At 61.2% G+C, this 16,627-nt stretch carries 9 protein-coding genes and 1 pseudogene; 1 reads left to right on the top strand and 9 read right to left on the bottom strand.

Going from position 1 to position 16,627, the window contains the following annotated elements:
• Nucleotides 1-76: 76 nt before the first annotated feature.
• A pseudogene (locus FFR93_RS41665) lies at nt 77-154 on the top strand (glyoxalase); the annotation flags it as partial.
• 123 nt (nt 155-277) lie between these two features.
• On the opposite strand, the gene opgC reads toward FFR93_RS41665, so the two are convergent.
• The 9 genes from opgC to FFR93_RS33955 all read right to left on the bottom strand — a co-directional run bounded on the left by opgC (nt 278) and on the right by FFR93_RS33955 (nt 16,549).
• Nucleotides 278-1,516, bottom strand: a complete 1,239-nt coding sequence (gene opgC / locus FFR93_RS33990) for an OpgC domain-containing protein (RefSeq protein ID WP_138396411.1) — start codon at nt 1,514-1,516, stop codon at nt 278-280.
• A 101-nt stretch (nt 1,517-1,617) separates the two neighbouring features.
• Nucleotides 1,618-10,137: a glucoamylase family protein gene (locus FFR93_RS33985; protein ID WP_138396410.1), complete on the bottom strand. Its 8,520-nt coding sequence runs from the start codon at nt 10,135-10,137 to the stop codon at nt 1,618-1,620.
• Nucleotides 10,138-10,678: 541 nt separating this feature from the next.
• Complete coding sequence (locus FFR93_RS41105; protein WP_167358964.1) at nt 10,679-10,837, bottom strand: hypothetical protein; 159 nt, start codon at nt 10,835-10,837, stop codon at nt 10,679-10,681.
• Nucleotides 10,838-10,962: 125 nt separating this feature from the next.
• Complete coding sequence (locus tag FFR93_RS33980) at nt 10,963-11,148, bottom strand: hypothetical protein (protein ID WP_138396409.1); 186 nt, start codon at nt 11,146-11,148, stop codon at nt 10,963-10,965.
• A gap of 163 nt (nt 11,149-11,311) precedes the next feature.
• The gene (locus FFR93_RS33975; protein ID WP_138396408.1) at nt 11,312-12,061 is read right to left on the bottom strand and encodes an ABC transporter ATP-binding protein; all 750 of its coding nucleotides are present in this window, start codon (nt 12,059-12,061) and stop codon (nt 11,312-11,314) included.
• Entirely contained in the window at nt 12,058-12,891 is an 834-nt protein-coding gene (locus tag FFR93_RS33970; protein WP_138396407.1) for an ABC transporter ATP-binding protein, read from the bottom strand. The genes FFR93_RS33975 and FFR93_RS33970 overlap by 4 nt, the downstream gene beginning before the upstream one ends.
• Entirely contained in the window at nt 12,888-13,823 is a 936-nt protein-coding gene (locus FFR93_RS33965) for an ABC transporter permease (protein ID WP_138396406.1), read from the bottom strand. Before FFR93_RS33965 ends, FFR93_RS33970 begins: the two co-directional genes overlap by 4 nt.
• Nucleotides 13,820-14,887: an ABC transporter permease gene (locus FFR93_RS33960; RefSeq protein ID WP_138396405.1), complete on the bottom strand. Its 1,068-nt coding sequence runs from the start codon at nt 14,885-14,887 to the stop codon at nt 13,820-13,822. The genes FFR93_RS33965 and FFR93_RS33960 overlap by 4 nt, the downstream gene beginning before the upstream one ends.
• An 18-nt stretch (nt 14,888-14,905) precedes the next feature.
• Nucleotides 14,906-16,549, bottom strand: coding sequence for an ABC transporter substrate-binding protein (locus FFR93_RS33955; protein WP_138396404.1), 1,644 nt, complete (start codon nt 16,547-16,549; stop codon nt 14,906-14,908).
• Nucleotides 16,550-16,627 lie beyond the last annotated feature (78 nt).

Here is a 16,627-nt window from a genome sequence, read left to right as displayed (position 1 = left end):
GATTGCGCTTCATCCTCTGGTCCTCTCAATGGGCCAGAGCTTACTTCAAAATGGATTATTTCAACGGGGCAAGGCCAAACCCTGGGGCGTCAGGCGCTTCTATGTGCGCGATCCTTTCGGCCGGCTGGTGAATATTCTCGTTCATAAGAATTGAGCCACAACATTAAAGCAGCGCGTCCTTTCAGACGCGCTGCTTTAATGCTGTATTGCTTTCCAATCGATGCCGACTTCGGACCATTCGCCAAGCCGCAGGCTCTTCAATCAGGCCGGTGGATCCCTATTTCCGATTGGTCCGGCGATAGGTATTCGCCGCTCCGCCGACCCGCACAGGCACCGGAACGGTGGCAATCTCCGTCACGAGCTTGTTCTTGGTTTTGCCCAGCTGACGCTTGTGCTCGAGGTAGTAGGCATAGGCGAATTGCGTCGCGATGCCTGATATGACGAAGAGCGGGCCTACCAGCGGGTCCTTGTTGGTGATGTAGAGCACGACCTGGCCGATCATGGCGAGGATTGTGCCGGCGACGAAGATGTTCAACGAATGGCGGCCGAGGATCGTCAGCGGGTGCTCAGAGGGGCGCCGCAGGATGCGCGAGAATGCCGGGATGCTGATGATGAGATAAGTCAGCGCCAGAACATGCAACAGCCGCGGCAGCGACAGGAAGGTCTTGTCGAAACCGGTGATGACCGTGGGCAGGCCGAGCGCTGCTAGTGAATTGCCGAAAATCCAGAGATGGCCAGTTACCCAGACGAAGGACAGCAGGACATAGAAGGCGGCAGCCGCAAGCAACAATGGATGCCGCGGGATCGTGCCGCCGCGCTTGATATGAAGGATCGAAACGATACCAATCGAAAACAGGAACTGCCAGGAGAGCGGATTGAGGAACCAGTAGCCCTCTATCAGCATATTGTGCGGCGCCACCTCGTAAATGCCGGCCAGCAGCCAGACCGTGCCGGAAACGGCGAGCGCCAGAAGCGGGCTTCGCTCGTTCAGAAGCAGGATGATCGGCACCATCAGCAGCAGCGCGCCATACATCGGCAGGATATTGTTGTAGCCGATCTGATGACCGAGCAGCAGCAGCGCTGGAATACCTTCCTTCAGGTTCATCAGGACCGCGAGGATATTGATCTCGACCAGCAGCCCCGGCCGGTGAAACAGCCAGGCACCACAGATGAACAGCGCCAGCGTCATGAATGTCGTGATCATATGGGCGAGGTAGAGCGTGAATGCCCGCTTTGCCGCTTTGACCGCCGTTGCGAGCCGCTTGCCCGGTTCGAAGCGGCTCCCGTAAGCAAGGCCGACGGCAATGCCCGATATCAGCACGAAGGCTTCCGCGGCATCGGAGAAGCCGAAATTCTTCGTCGTGACATATTCGAAGATCTGTCCGGGAACATGATTGATGAAGATCATGATCAGGGCCAGGCCACGCAGCACGTCAAGCCGTGTATCGCGCCCCGGCGCAGCTGCGGAGAGGGAACTGCGCTTGGCGCCGATGGCTTCGGTCAGCGTGCTTGCCATGGGGTGTCTCCTGTTGTCCGACTTGCAAACGCGACGACGGCCAAAAGGGTTCCCTTTTGGCCGCTCGCCAAACGCCGTGATGTCAGCGTGAAGAAACGCTTTTATCCGAGCGGATATCCCTCTTCGGGGTCGGCGACTTCGCTGCCGTTGATCGACAGAGTGTAGCCGCTGGCATTGGACGCTTTTGAGACCGAAATGCGGTATTTGACGCCGCTCCGCTCTACCTCCGCCGCAAAACCGTCCCATTCCGACGGGAGCGACGGGCGCACATAGAGCCGGCCGTCCTTCAAGCGAATGCCGAGAATGCCCTCGACGGCGGCCCGGTAGAGCCAGCCGGCCGACCCAGTATACCAGGTCCAGCCGCCGCGCGACGTATAGGGCTCATGCCCATAGACGTCGGCTGCCACGACATAGGGTTCGACCCGATATTGTTCGGCCGAAGTCTTGTCGAGCGCATGCGTGATCGGATTGAGGATCTGGAAGCAGCGCAGCGCATCGTCGCCCCGCTTCAGTTCCGCGAGCGCCATCACCACCCAGGTCGCGGCATGGGTATATTGCCCGCCGTTTTCGCGTACGCCCGGCGGGTAGGCCTTGATGTAACCGGGATCCCTGGCGGAGTTGACGAAAGGCGGCGTGAACAGCCGGATGATGCGTGCCTCCTCATCGACCAGTTGGTCAAGCACGGCATCCATCGCCTTTTCGGCGCGGGCTGGGTCGCCCTCTCCGGATAGAACGCTCCAGGATTGTGCGATCGAGTCGATCCGGCATTCCGGGCTCTCCTTGGAGCCGAGCAATGCGCCGTCGTCAAACGTGCCGCGGCGATAGTAGCTGCCGTCCCACGCAGCAGTTTCCAGCGCCTTCTTCAATTCGGCGAGATGTGCCGACCAGCGTTTTACACGGGCCATGTCGCCGCGCTCTTCGGCATAGGGGATAAAGGCGCGCAATGCACCGGCCAGGAACCAGCCGAGCCAGACGCTGGTGCCGCGCCCGCCGATGCCGACGCGGTTCATGCCGTCGTTCCAGTCGCCGCCTAGGAACAGCGGCAGACCATTTGCGCCCTTGCGGGCGATGGCGACATCCAGCGCCAGCGCCGCATGTTCGTAGACGCTTGCCTTTTCCTCCGAAATCTCCGGCTTGTAGAAAGAGTCGTGCTGACCTTCGAGAAGAGCGGGACCCTCCAGGAAGGCAAGCTCCTCGTCGAGCACGCTCTTGTCGCCGGTGGCGCTGCAATAATGCTGGATCGCGTAGCTCAGCCAGACGACGTCATCGGAGATCAAGGTGCGAACGCCCGCACCCGTTCCCGGCAGCCACCAATGCTGAACGTCGCCTTCCCGGAACTGCCGTGAGGCGGCATTCAGAATCTGCCGCCGGGCGATCGAGGGGTTGTGTAGCAGGAAGGCCAGCGTGTCCTGCAACTGGTCACGGAAACCGAAAGCGCCGCTTGCCTGGTAGAAGGCGGTCCGAGCCATGATGCGGCAGCCGAGGCTCTGATAGGGCAGCCAGGTGTTGACGAGATTGTTCATCCCGCGATCCGGCGTCGAGATCTGCAGCCTGCCGGTGAAATCCCGCCAGAAGGCGCGATTTCCCTCGACGGCATCGTCGAACGAAGACTTGCTTATATCGCCGATCAAGGCGCGCGCTTCTTCTTCCGTTGGCGTATCGCCGAGGAAGAAGGTGAAGTCGCGCTCCTCGCCGGCCCCGAGTTCGATGTCGATCGCCAGAGCCGCAGCCGGATCGCCATCGAGTTCGGTGGCGCCCGAAAGCGGTGCTGCGGAGGTGACGGCGTGGGGCATCTGGATCGTTCCCGCCTTGCCGATGAATTCGCGCCGGCTTGCCGAGAAGCTCGAAAGCGTCTCGCTCGCCGCGAAGAAGGCGGTTCGGTTGGAAAAATCGATGCTGTAGGGATTGGTGGCAAACAGCGCCCCTGTCTCCTCATCATGTCTCGACAGGATGAATGGCGCCGTGCGACCCGGATTGTTGCCAAGCACCCATTCGACGTAACCGTAGAGACGCAGCTTGCGGCCGATCGAGCCGGTGTTGCGCAGGCGCAGGCGCTGCAGCTTTACCGGCTTCTCGCGGTCTATCGTCTGCGTCAGCTCGAGCGCGATCTCGTGCTGAACGGTGGAGAAGACGGAATAGCCCAGCCCGTGGCGGGCTTCGAAACGAATATCCGGCCGGCGCGAAAGCGCTGCGAACGGCGTCATGACGGCGCCGCTTTCGAGATCGGCGAGATAAAAGGCCTCGCCCGAGCGGTTGACCACCGCATCGTTCGACCAGGACGTCAGCTGGTAGTCGCGCGAATTGACGCTCCAGGTGAAGCCTGCGCCTTCGGCAGACACGTGGAAACCGAACCTGTCGTTGGAGATGACGTTGATCCACGGCTGTGGCGTCGCATGACCTCCCGGCAAGCGAACGACATATTCGCGGCCGTCGCGGGCAAAGCCGCCAATGCCGTTCCAGAAGTCGAGGTCGCCTTCCTCCTCGATGGCAACTGCCGGCACCACAGGCGGCGGCACCGGTGCGATGCGCTTGACCGGCGCCCTGTTGCGCTCGGCGCGCTCCATCTCCTGCAGTTCGTCCTTCGAAGGTGCAAAGAGGGCAACGGCGCGGTTGATCTGGTCGACCACCTTACCGTTCTTCGCATGCAGGGTGACACGGGAAGCCGCGATCAGCGCGTTGTAAGTGCCTTCCTCCATCAGGTCCTTGCGAACCGCGAAGATATGCTGGCGCAAGCCGTCGGCCTGGCCAATGCGGCGAACGTTCTCGCACATGGCGTCCAGCGCATGTTGCATATCCTGCGCATAGGAAGAGGCGCGTTCATTCATGATGACCAAATCGGCGGTGACACCGCGCGAGCGCAGATATTCCTGCGCCAGCAGCGCCTCGCGGGCGATATCGAGATCCATGTCGTCGTTGACGCGCAGCGTGAAAATCGGGAAGTCGCCGGAGATCGCCAGCGGCCAGAGCGCCGATTGCGATTGCAGGCCGGCCTCTACGGTCGCCTCATCCTTGCGCAGCTGCATGTCGGGATAGACGAGGTAGCGCCCGAGATGCTGGAAGGCGGCCGCCTGCTGCGAGGTGACGCCGACATGACGCATCTGCACCTGCGTGCGCGTCCAAGCCTGGACGAGCTCATGGTTGAAGGCATCGGGGTGACGGTAGCGGTTGACCGCCTTGTCGACCTCGTCGCGGCTCGGCGCGGCGATCGTCCAGAAGAACACGCTGACCTTCTTGCCGGCCGGCACCCGTACGGTGCGGCGCAGCGACATCACGGCATCGAGCATGAAGCCGTCGCTGCCGGAAAGCGTCGCACCCGGATCGAAGGCCGCCGCATCGGCAAGGCTGCGGCCACGGCCGATGAACTTGCGCCGGTCGGTCTCAAATTCGGTGTGACGGGTGTCGCCGGCATTGTCGACGATCAGATGCGCGATGCTGATGTTCGGCTCGTTCGGATCACGCTTGTTGCGTTCGGCGCGGATGACGTCGCCGCGCTTGCCGATCTCGGTCTTGATGAACATGCGGGCGAATGCCGGATGCGCGTTGTCCGTATCATCAGAGGTGATCACCGGCTCGAGATAGGATGTCACTTCGATGAAACGATCTTCCGTGCCCATGTTGAGCAGGGTGACGCGGCGGGCTTCGGCATCGTGCTCGGTCGCGATGATGCACTCCACCTCGCTCGTCAGGTCGCCGACCGTCTTGGTGAACTGCGCCTTCTCGTCGGCGAATTCGACCTTGATCTTTTCGCCCTCGACACCCTTCGGCTCTGCTGTCGCCGACCACCATTCGTTTGTGGCGGTATCGCGCAGGAAGATGAAGGTGCCCCAGCGGTCTTCGGTCGGATCGGCTTTCCAGCGGGAAACGGAAAGACCATTCCAGCGGGAATAACCAGCGCCCGTCGCCGTCAGCATCAGCGAGTAATGACCGTTCGACAGGAAGACGAGTTCGCGGTCGCGCGAAAGGGGATCACTGATCTTCCTGATTTCCGGCCGCAGCAGATCGTCCTGGATACTGGCCGGCGTATCGGATTCGTGCTTTCCGCTCATCACGGGAATGTCGCGCGGCGCCTTTTCCTGCAGCAGAAGTTCCGCCGCCTCGATGACCGGGTCGGAGTGGAAGAGCTCACGCAGATGGCCGTTGAAGGCGACATTGGCGACGGCCGCGATCGACATGCCGTGATGGTGGGCATAATAGTTGTAGACCACTGCGCATTTCTTGCCTTCCGGCACGCGCGTCGGCGTGAAATCGACCGCGTCATGGAAGCCGAACTTGCCGAGCGCGCCAACCTTGCGCAGCCTCTGCAGGTTTTCGAGCGCGCCCGGCGGGTCGTACTGGCTGGCCAGCAGCGATGCATAGGGTGCGATGACGGCATTGTGGCCGAGGCCGCGCTTGAGACCGAGCGTCGGCACGCCGAAATTCGTGTACTGGTAATTGAGGTTATGGTCGCGGGCATTGAAGGCCGCTTCCGAAATGCCCCACGGGATACCGAGCTTGCGGGCATAGTTCATCTGCTCGACGACGACCAGATTGTTCGTCTGGTTGAGAATACCGCCGCCACGCTCCTGCATGACGAGCGGCGGCATCAGATATTCGAACATCGAGCCGGACCAGGACACCAGCGCGCCGCGTGATCCGACTGGTACGACCTGGCGGCCGAGACGGTACCAGTGTTCCGTTGGCAGATCACCCTTGGCGATGCCGAAGAGACTGGTCAGGCGGCATTCCGAGGCGAGAAGGTCATAGCAGGCCTGGTCGAGCTCGCCGCTTTCGACGCGGTAGCCGATCGACAGCAGGCGCCGTTCCGGCCGGAACAGGAAGCCGAAATCCATCGAGAAGGCGAGATCGCGGGCCTTGTCACGCAAAGCCACAAGGCGCGGCCGGAGCGCATCGACTTTCGAGAGATCGAAGGTGCTGTCTGATATATGCGCCTCACAGACCTTCACCAGCGACGCCGCCCATTGGGTGACCTCTTCGCTCTGCTTCGACTTGACCTCGTGGTCGAGATTGGCGGCAAGCTTCTCGATGTCGCGTGCGAGAACGGCAAGGTTGATGATGCGGATCGAGGCGAATTCGTGCTCGCGCTTGACGGCGGCAAGCGCATTCTGGAAGCCGATGATGCGCTCTTCCAGGCGCCGGCGCAGTGGGCGCACGGTCTTGCGGTCGTCGGGTAGATCCGCCAGCACTTCGCCGAGGATGCCGGCGGTGTCGCCGACACCGTCGAGATTGCCCTGCATGTGGGCCGACGGCGCCTCGGCCCAGTTGCGGCAGGCCGAGGAAACTGCGATCAGGTGACCGGCGAGATTGCCGCTGTCGACGGCAGAGACGTAACGCGGCCCAAGCGTCTGCAGCGTATCGGTATGATACCAGTTGAACAGATGGCCGCGGAATTTCTCCATTTTGTCGATCGTCGCGATCGTCTGCTCCAGCCGCTCGATTGTCTCTTCAAAGGAGAACCATCCGAAATGCCGGCCGGAAACCACGGAGAGCAGGTAGACGCCGATATTGGTCGGCGAGGTGCGCGCCGCCACAATGACATGCGGCGTTTCCTGGATATTGTCAGGCGGCAGATAATTCTGCTCGGGAGTGGTGAAGGTCTCGAAATAACGCCAGGTGCGCCGGGCGATCTTGCGCAGTTCGCTTGAAACGGAGTCGGCGACTTCGAGCCGGTCCTCGGTCTCGGCCGACTGGCTGACATACCAGGCGACGACAGGCGAGAGGATCCACAGCAGCGCGAAGGGGATGCCGACAAGGAAAGCGTTGTCGCCGGGAAGGGCCGCGAAACCGAGCGCCAGCAGTGCCAGCACCGGCGCATGCCACATCTGCTTGTAATAAGAGGCGAGGGTACCTTGCCCGCCGGCCTGAACGCTGGCGGCGGTCCGCCACTGCAGCATCAGCTTGCGGCTGACGAACAGGCGGTAAAGCGAACGGCCGATCGCATCCGCCATCATCGCCGCCGAATCGGCGATGAAGACGATCCGCAATGCGACCTGCGCATTGGCAGCCGTGATATCCGACCAGACGGTATAGAGATGGGCGCGGGCGACGATATCGCTGGTGCGCGGGATGATCCCGTTGATGAGCGACAGCGTCGGCGCCACGAACAGGCAGAAAATCAAGAGAATCTGCCAGACGAGCGCGCCGAGCGGACCCATGAAATACCAGCCGAGAACGGAGGCGAAGAACCAGGCGATCGGCGTCAGCGAACGGCGCAGATTGTCGAACATCTTCCAGCGGCCGAGCGCTGTGACGCCGTATTTCGGATTGAACATATAAGGCAGAAGCTGCCAGTCGCCACGTGCCCAGCGATGCTGGCGCGAGGTCTCGACCTCGTAGCGGATCGGAAAATCCTCGACCAGTTCAAGGTCGGTGACGAGCGCACAGCGCGCCATCGAGCCTTCGAGAAGATCGTGGCTTAGCACTGAGTTCTCCTCGATGCGGCCCTTCAGCGAGGCTTCGAAAGCATCGACATGATAGAGACCCTTACCGGTGAAGGTGCCTTCGCCGGCGAGGTCCTGATAAACGTCTGACACGGTGAAGACATAGGGGTCTAGGCCGCGGTTGATCGAGAAGACGCGCTGGAAGACCGAGGCATCCTTGCCCGTCGTCAGCGAGGGCGTCACACGCGGCTGCAGCACGCCATAACCGCTCTCAACGCGGCCGGTCTTCGGGTTGATGACTGGGCGGTTGATCGGATGATAGAGCTTGCCGACGAGCTTGGTGACGGCATCGCGCATCAGGCGCGTGTCGGCATCGAGCGTCATGACATATTGCACATTGGCCGGGACGGTGTTGGCGCCGGGCAGATAAGTCGTGTCGCGGTCGCCCCGCAACAGCATGTTCAGCTCATGCAACTTGCCGCGCTTGCGCTCCCAGCCCATCCACACGCCTTCCGAGGGATTGTAGAGGCGGCGGCGATGCAGGAGGTAGAAGCGCGTCTTGCCGTCATAGGCGTAACGGGCGGAAAGATTGGCGATCTCGCGCCTTGCATAGTCGAGAACCTCGAGATCGGCGGGCGTTTCCTCGACATCACTGTCCGGCCAATCGCTGAGCAGCGCGAAATAGATTTCCCCGCGCGGATTGGCAAGATAATGAACCTCGAGATTGCGCACCTGGTCGTCAACACTGTCGCGGTTCGAGATCAGGCACGGCACGACGAGCAGCGTGCGTGCATCCTCCGGAATGCCTTCCTTGAACTCGTAGCCGACGAGGCGGGCTGGCGTCACGAAGAAGGACAGCAGGGTATTGAAGAGGCCCGTCGCGCCCTCGGACGCCGGCAATGAGAACATGATCAGCAGGACTGCAATCTCGATCGCGCCCATTCCGGCACTTGCCATGAACCTGCCGACGATCGCCATGGCGATGATCGTCAGGAGCATGACAGGCAGCGCGATCGCCAGCCAGTTGAATCGGCGCACGACCCGCACGAAATGCTGGGTGAACGTCGGGCGATAATTCGCCCGCGCCTCGAGTTGCGGCCGTTGCGCTCCGGACAGGAAGCCGCCGACATTCGGCTCATGCGGCTGTGGCTTACCGGAGGCCTTGGCCCCTTCTGTCATATCGAGCGCCAGCTGGGCGATTTGCATTTCCGTCAGCGGCGAGCGCTTGGCCAGTTTCTCGATCTGCTTGCGGTACTTGTTACGCGAGCCGGAATCGAGGATGCCGTAATCCGAATGCTCCCAGAGCAGCTTGTCGACATGGCTGACCTGCTCGACCCAGACCGACCATTCTGTGTCGTCGATCTCGCGAAGGCTGCGGATGATGTTGCCCATCGTCACGTTGCCGGAAGAGAGACGGCTGTGTTCGGCCGTCGTCGCCTCTTCGGTGTTGCGGCCAAGCTCTTCCAGCCGCTGATCGAGCCAGGTGATCGCCAGGCTCGACGTCTGCGAACCGTCACGCAGGCGATAGAGGAACTGGGTCGAGAAGGTATTGTCCTCGGCAAGCGGCTCCAGCGTCTTCAGATAGGCGGCAGCCTTCGCCGAATCCGTCAGGCGCACCAATTCGTCCGCCGCCTCGTTGGCGCGGCGGCGCAGGCGGCGGCTGGCTTCGACACGGCTCGAAATGCGGCGAAGATTTTCCACCAGCACGTAGCGCACGAGCGAGGGCAAAGCCCAGAGTTCGCCGATCCTCAGCGTCTCGCTGGTTTGGAAGCCATCGACCAGGGCCGTCAGGCTTTCCTGCGAGACCGTGCTATGGGTATGGGCGACATAGAGCCAGGCAAGAACCAGCGTACGCGGAATGTCGACGCCGCCGACGCGCATGGTCGGCAATTCGCGGTAGAAGCGGCGAGGAAAGTCGCGGCGCACCTCCTGGATCGCCTCTTCGACAATATAATGATTGTCGAGCAGCCATTCCGCCGCCGGCGTGATCGTCTCGCCAGCCTCGACGTCGGTCGCCGTCGTGCGGTAGACGCGCAGGATTTCCTTCTCGTTTTCCTTATGGCGCGCGAAGAAATCGAAGGCAGCGAAAGCCGGCAGCTTATTGACGCCGTTGCGGGCGACCGCCTCGCCCATCGCCTTGATGTCCTCGATGGAAAGATAGGTCGAGCGGATCGAATCATTGTGATCGATTTGCTTCGTCTCTGATTCGCGGGAAGGGCTCGGAGTAAGATAGGCAATAGACATGGGTTCGGTTCTGGATCCAAACAAAGTTATGGCTGTTTTGCTCAGCCTTTTGCACTGCTTATCATGACTGCTACATGAACGGAGCCCGTTTCTTCGAAGATCGATGAAGCGGGGGTGAATGACGTCTGGCAAGCGATTTAACCGGGCGCGGCCTTGGTCCAGGGCGACCCGAGGGGCGATCAATACCCTCTGCGCAAAACCTTGTCGAAAAGTTGGACACTATCGGGATAATTCAAGTCAAGTCGTGAGCCGAGCGAGCCGGCGCTTGCCAAGCGAGACCGTGTGGTCGCCATCTTGCGGCCCGACAGGAGCCTTTCAAAAAGGAGGCTCGCTCGCCAGATCGACGTCTGGCTGCGTTTTGATCGGCTTGCCCGGAGCGCGGACATGCGCCGCACGCATTGGCGAGCGGCGCCTTTCGATGACTTGAAAAGATGAGGGGATGACCAAGGCGTTCGAAACGCCGAAACAGATCGGAAGTCCGCGATTAATAAAGGCGGCAATGGCCGCAGCCTCGGCACCCGCCGAGGCTTATCAGCTGCCGTTATCCGAGGATGCCGCAGACCATGGCCACCACGAACAGGAACGCTGCGGTGAAAATCGTGCCATGGAGCACCGTCTGAAGCCTGTCGCGCGTAGCGTGCGGCTTCTTGGTGGAACCATAGTGGTTCACGTGAGTATGCGAAATACCCAGCTCTGCCATATGTCGCCTCCGTTGTTCTCATGCGGCCGGTTGTGCGGCTCGCTGTTATATTTCTTATTCTCTATCAGGTAGGTAGAGATAAATTTCCGTCCAGAGAGAGCGGAAGAGAAAATTCAACCAACTCCTTAGCAGAGTGTGCGCCATGCCCAGATCAAGGAGCGCTCGACGGCGTTCTCGCTCTGCTGCAGATTGGCGGTTTCGATCAGGCGCCGGTCCTGTTCAGCAGGCATGGAGACGGCAATCTGTTCCTTGCGATCGGCTCTAACGGGAGGAACGAGGTAGCCCATGGTCATCCCACCGAGAAAGAACATGCTTCGACCTCCATCGATCACGAAAGCTAACAATCGTTAACAGGATCATGACAGAAGCGGGGCAGCTGTCAATAGTCTAGCTGAATGGTCGTCTATTAGGGGAACATTATCCTTAACACTGCCGGCGGATCTTTCTTTTCAATAGCTTGAAATGAATTGCGTTTCAGGCTTTGACGAAACCCTTGCTCGCGATCATCAAATTTTTCGTGTAATCCTCCTGGACCGCACCCTTCGCAAGCTGCTCTGAGCTTAATCGTTCGACGACGGCGCCGTTGCGCATCACGGCGAGCCTTTCGCACATGTGGGTGATGACGCCGAGGTCATGGCTCACCATCACGAAGGTGAGTTTGCGGTCGCGGCGGATCTGTTCGAGCAGATTCAGCACCTCCGCCTGCACCGAGGCGTCGAGCGCCGACGTCGGCTCGTCGAGCAGCAGGATCGATGGTTCGACGATCAGCGCCCTGGCGATCGCCACGCGCTGCCGCTGGCCGCCGGAAAGCTGATGCGGGTAGCGGAAACGGAAACCATTGCCGAGACCGACTTCGTCGAGCGCCCGGGCAATGCGCCTGTCGCTGTCGGCAATGGCGTGGATCGCTAGCGGTTCGAGCAGCAGCCGGTCGATCGTCTGGCGCGGATGCAGCGAGCCATAAGGATCCTGAAAGACCATTTGCACACGCCGGTAAAAAGCCTTGCTGCGCTTCGAACCTTTCAGCGCTTCGCCGTCGATGTGAATCGCGCCGCCATTGATTGGCGCAAGCCCGGCAATAGCGCGCAGCAAGGTCGATTTCCCGGACCCGGATTCACCGACGAGGCCGAAGGATTCTCCACGTTCGACGCTGATGCCGACATCCTTCAGCGCATGAAAATGATCGTAGACGACACTGAGATTGTCGACATGGAGGGCTGTGCTCATGCCGCCCACTCCGGCCTGCGATCGAGCACCGGCAGCGGATGACGGTTGGCGCCGATCTCCGGCATGCAGTTCAGCAGTCCCCGCGTGTAGGGATGCTCCGCATGTTTGAGATCGGCGGCCGCGAGCTCTTCGACGATCTTTCCCGCATACATGACGATGACCCGGTCGCAGAAGGAAGAGACCAGCCTCAGATCGTGGGAAACGAAGATCAGCCCCATGCCGCGCTCGGAGACCAATCTGTCCATGATTCGGAGAACATCGAGCTGCACCGTCACGTCGAGCGCCGAAGTGGGCTCGTCGGCAATCAGCAGTTCGGGTCCGGCAATCAGCATCATCGCAATCATGGCGCGCTGCCCCATGCCGCCGGAGACCTCGTGCGGATACAGGCCGAAGACGCGGTTCGGGTCGCGGATCTGCACGGCTTCCAGCATGGCGAGCGCCCGCTCGCGCGCTTCCGCTTTGCCGATCTTCTCATGCGTGCGCAGCGTCTCGCAGATCTGCCGGCCGATCGTCATGACGGGATCGAGCGAATATTTCGGATCCTGCAGGATCATGGCGATGCGCTTGCCGCGCAGCCTGCGCCTTTCTCCGACGGACGCCTTGAGGAGATCAATGCCGCTGAAATCGAGCCTGTCGGCCGACACGATCCCGTGTTTCGGCGTCAGTCCCATGATCGCCCGGCCGGTCTGCGACTTGCCGGAGCCGGATTCGCCGACGATGCCGAGCCTTTCCTTGCCGAGCGTGAAGGAGACGCCGCGCACGGCCTCGATCAAGCCGGTGCGGGTGGGATAGCTGACCTTGAGCTTGTCGACCGTCAGAAGCGCCGTCATTGACCGCTCTCCTTCGGATCGAGCGCGTCGCGCAGGCCGTCGCCGAGGAGATTGAAGCCGAGGCTGACGATGAGGATGGCGATGCCGGGCATGGCCGCCACCCACCACTGATCCAGAATGAAGCGCCGGCCTGAGGCGATCATCGCGCCCCATTCCGGCAGCGGCGGCTGTGCCCCGAGGCCGAGGAAGCCGAGACCGGCCGCCGTCAGGATGATGCCTGCCATATCGAGCGTCACGCGCACGATCAGCGAGGATATGCAGAGCGGCATGACATGGCGCACGATGATGCGGAACGGCGAAGCGCCCATCAGCTTCACGGCTGAAATATAATCGGAACGCCGGACCGTCAGCGTCTCGGCGCGCGCGATGCGGGCATAGGGGGGCCAGGAGGTGATGGCGATGGCGATGACCGCATTCTGGATGCCGGGCCCGAGAGCGGCGACGAAGGCGAGCGCCAGCACCAGCTTAGGAAAGGCAAGAAAGATATCGGTGATGCGCATCAGCGTCGCATCCACCCAGCCTCCGGCATAACCGGAGACCGTGCCGACGATCAGCCCGATCGGCGCGGAGATGATGGCGACGAGCACGACGACGAACAGGGTCAATCGCGATCCGTAGATCAGCCGTGAATAGATGTCGCGGCCCTGATCATCCGTGCCGAGCAGGTAGCCGCTCGTTCCCGGCGGCAGCAGGCGGGCATTGCGGAGGTCGCCGACGACGGGGTTGTGCGTGGCGAGGAGATCCGCGAAAGCGGCGACGAGGAGCAGGGCGATGATGATCAGCAGGCCGACGACGGCGAGCCTGTTGGCCGTGAACTGCCGCCAGGTGACGTAAGCGCGGCCGAGACGGGCCTGCCTGCGCGATTGCGGCCGGTCGGAAAGCAGCCATTCGCGGCGGCTCATCGCAGGAGAGGGGCTGGCAGGAGCCGTCATCGGGTTCGCGTCCTCGGATCGAGCGTCCGGTAGAGAAGATCGGACAGAAGGTTGATGCCGATGAAGATCGTCCCGATGACGATCGTGCCGCCGAGCACGGCGTTCATATCGGCGTTCTGCAGCGAATTGGTGATGTAGAGCCCGATGCCCGGCCAGGAAAAGACTGTTTCGGTCAGTACCGATCCTTCGAGCAGCCCGGCATAGGAAAGCGCGATGACGGTGACGAGCGGCACGGCGGCATTGCGCAGCGCGTGGCCCCAGATCACCCGCGTTTCCGAAAGCCCCTTGGCCCGCGCAGCGACGATATATTCCTGGGAAAGCTCGTTCAGCATGAAGCTGCGGGTCATGCGGCTGATATAGGCGAGCGAGAAATAGCCGAGCAGCGAAGCGGGCAAGATGATGTGGCGGAAGACGTCATAGAAGACATCCCATTGCCCCTGCCAGGCGCTGTCCAGAAGATAGAAGCCGGTGATCGGCGTGAAGGTATATTCGAAGACGATGTCGATGCGGCCGGGAAAGGCCACCCAGCGCAGCTGCGCATAGAAGATGACGAGCGAGATCAGTGCCAGCCAGAAGATCGGCACGGAATAACCGATCAGGCCGATGACGCGCACGATCTGGTCAGCGATGCTGCCGCGGCGCACCGCAGCGAGAACGCCGAGCGGCACGCCGACGCAGGCGCCGATCAGCGTTCCCAACGTCGCGAGCTCGATCGTCGCCGGCATGACCCGGCGGATGTCGACCATGACAGGATTGGTCGTCAGCACCGAATTGCCGAAGTCGCCGGACAGGATGCCTTTGATATAAATGTAGAACTGCTGATAGAGCGGCAGGTTGAAACCCATCTCCTGTCGCACCCGCTCGACGACGTGGGTAGGAGCGCGGTCGCCGAGGATGGCGAGCACGGGATCGATCGGCACGACGCGGCCGATGAAGAAGGTGACGGCCAGCAGGCCGAGATAGGTGGTGGCGGCGGCGAACAGGAACCGCCCCAAAGCCTTAGCGAAGGGGCCGGCGCGGCCCTTGCGGGGCCGCGCCTCCCGTGTGGTTTCGATGGTGCTCACGCCGTTAATCCCGCCGGATTATTCCTTGGCGATCGGGCCGACGAAATTGGTGTCGAAGCTCGGACCCAGCTTGAATTCCTTCAGATTCTTCCGATAGCCCGCCACCTCGGTCTGCTGGAAGATGATGACGAAGGGGCTGTTGGCGAGGAACTTCTTCTGGATATCCTCGTACATTGCCGCCCGCTTGGCGTTGTCACGTTCGAGAAGCGCGGCCTTGGCTATCTTGTCGAGCTCCGGCGTCTCCCAGGTGTTGCGCCAGGCGAGCGTCTTCACCGTGCCGGCATCGGAATTATCCGGATTGCTGGTGAAAGTATCGGCGTTGGAATTCGGATCGAAATAATCCGAGCCCCACTGGCCGATATACATGTCATGAGTGCGGGCGCGATATTTGGTGAGCGTCTGCTTGCCGTCGCCAGGGATGATTTCGAGCTTGACGCCGGCCTGCGCCAGCGTCTGCTGCATGGATTCAGCGATACCGGTCACCGGCTGCGTGTTGCGCACGTCCATGGTCACCGAAAAGCCGTCGGGGACGCCCGCCTTGGCCAGCAGTTCCTTGGCCTTGGCGACGTCGAGCTTGTAGGGGTTTTCGTCGAGTGCGCCCAGCTGGCCCTTCGGCAGGAAGGTCTGGTGGATCTCGCCGATGCCCTTGATCAGGGTTGCGCCGATCGCATCATAGTCGACCAGGTACTTGAAAGCCTCCTGGACCTCGGGCTTCTTCAGGTTCTCATTCTTGTTGTTCAGGCTGACATAGTAGATCGTGCCCTTGGGCGCGCTGGTCGTTGCGAGATCGGCATGCTTGGAAACGGCATCGATGTCGCCCGGCTCGAGATTGCGGGCAATGTCGATATCACCGGCTTCAAGCGCCAGCCGCTGCGCCGAACTTTCCTTCATATAGCGGTAGATGACGCGATTGAGCTTGGCCTTGTCACCGTAATAATTGTCATTGCGCTCCAGCACGACGACTTCGTTGGCTCTCCATTCGCGCAGCTTATAGGCCCCGGAGCCGGCATAACCGGTCTTCAGCCACTCATTGCCGAAGTCATTGTCGTATTTGTGCTCGGCATCCGGCGTCACCGCCTTCACATGTTCCATCACGAGCTTCTTGTCGAGGACGGAAGCGACGGTCGCCGTCAGGCAATTGAGCACGAAGCTCGGCGCATAGGCCTTGTCCACGGTGAAGACGAAGGTATTGGCGTCGGCCGCCTTGGCCTTCTCGGTGACATTGTCGCCGGTCAGGCCGAACTGGGTAAGGATAAAGGCCGGGCTCTTGTCGAGCTTGACGGCGCGTTCGAAGGACCAGGCGACGTCTTCGGCGGTGATCGGATTTCCGGAGGCGAATTTCAGGCCGGGCTTCAGCTTGAACGTATAGGTGAGGCCGTCATCGGAAACGCTCCAGCTTTCGGCAAGATCGCCTTTCACCTTGGATGTGTCGGCGAGATCAAGACGGACAAGAAGGCTGTAACTGTTGCTGGTAATCTCGGCCGTCGACAGTTCGAAGGCTTCGCCCGGATCCATGGTGATGATGTCGTCGATGGCAAAACCCTGGACCAGCGTATCCTTGGGCGTTTCGGCAAAGGCGGCAGGTGCCGTCATCATCAGGAGTGAAAGGGCGGCTCCTGCGGAAAGCAGGCGGAAATTGCGGCTGAGCTTGGCGATCATCATAGTTTGTTCCCCTGTTCTTGATCGATTACGAAGCTTTTTGTGGTCATTTCCCGTGAAAACTATTGTCCGTTTCCAGAG

The sequence above is a fragment of the Rhizobium sp. MHM7A genome, assembly GCF_005862215.1.
GTDB lineage: Bacteria > Pseudomonadota > Alphaproteobacteria > Rhizobiales > Rhizobiaceae > Rhizobium > Rhizobium bangladeshense.
This window is presented reverse-complemented; position numbering and strand designations above follow the sequence as displayed.